Genomic DNA, 1,251 nt, shown 5'->3' with positions numbered 1-1,251 from the left:
GGCGGGGCAGGTGACCTGTCCGGCGGTGGTGTCGATGGCGAAGTCGTCGAGGCTGAACCCGCCCGCGACAGCGGTGGTGAGCGGGGCGGGTTTGAAAAACAGGCGGTGTTCGCGCGCGAGGAGCGCGGCGCTGGCCTGCCCGCTGCCGTAGGCGGTGTCGCCGAACAGGTCGAGGTCGGTTTCCTGGTCGTCGTCGGCGAGCAGGTCGAGTGCGACGGCGGCCTCGTGGTGCTCGGGTCCCGAGCCGGGGCGGATGGCCACGGCGGTGTAGATGCCGGTTGCCGGCTCGACGGCCAGGTGGGCCTTGTACCCGTCCTGCTTGTGGCTTCGGGTCTTGTGCACGTGCCGTGCCTCGGGGTCGACGGTGGAGATGACCCGGTTCTCGGCGGTGCCTTTCGTGATGCGCCAGCGTCCGTCGCGACCGTCGGAGTCCTCTGCCGGCTCCACGTCCTGGTCGGCGACCAGGGCGAGCAGGCCGAGCGCGTCGGCGGCCTTCGGGGTGTGCTCGCGTTCGGGCAGCGCGGCGAGCAGTCGTATCGCGTCGGTGACCAGCGCGTCGACCAACTCGGCGCGCGCCTGCTCGTCGTTCCACGCGATCTTCGGCTTGCCGGGATCGGCGTAGTCGTGGGCGGTGCACACGGCGGCGGCGACCTCGTCGGCGCCGGGCACCTCGCGTGCGACCCGGCGGATCGCGGCGATGATCTGGGTGACGGTGTCCTGGGTGGCGACCGCGTCGTCGAGCACCGTGGAGTCCAACGCCCGACGGGTCTTGCCCTTAAGGACCCCGGTCTCGGCCACCACGGCGCGCACCGCGGTGAAGATCCGCTGCGGATCGGCGGAGCGCGATAGACGGCGGCGGAAGTAGGCCAGCAGCGAGGAGTCGAACGCGGTGTCATACAATCCGAGCCCGCACGCGGCTTTCCAGCGCAGGTCGCAGCGCAGCTCCTGGACCGTCTCGATGTCTGACAGGCCGTGAAGGGCCTGCAGGGTGACCGCCGCCGCCAGGATCTGCGGCGGCATCGAGGGCCGGCCGTTGCGCGAGGGGTACATGTCAGCGAACATCCCCGCCGGGAACAACGCCTCACGATGCTCGGCCAAAAACGCGAACACGCTGGAAGCCGGGATCAGCTCCCGACACGTGACCCACACGTCGGGACCTGCCAGTTCACCCGTCCACTCACCCTGCATGACAGCATTCTGGCCCAACCGCTGCGCGGCCGGGCCAGAACAGAGATCTTCATCGGACTTCTA

At 69.9% G+C, this 1,251-nt stretch carries 1 protein-coding gene; it reads right to left on the bottom strand.

Features of this window, described 5'->3' with window-relative positions; genetic code table 11:
- Positions 1 to 1,188: transposase (locus tag KDL01_RS41230; RefSeq protein WP_212534160.1), on the bottom strand; the 1,188-nt coding region annotated here is incomplete at its 3' end.
- Positions 1,189 to 1,251 lie beyond the last annotated feature (63 nt).

It is taken from the genome of Actinospica durhamensis, assembly GCF_018139695.1.
In the GTDB taxonomy this organism is placed as follows: Bacteria; Actinomycetota; Actinomycetes; order Streptomycetales; family Catenulisporaceae; genus Actinospica; species Actinospica durhamensis.
Note: the sequence above shows the minus strand (reverse complement) of the source record. Positions and strands in the feature narration are given on the sequence as shown.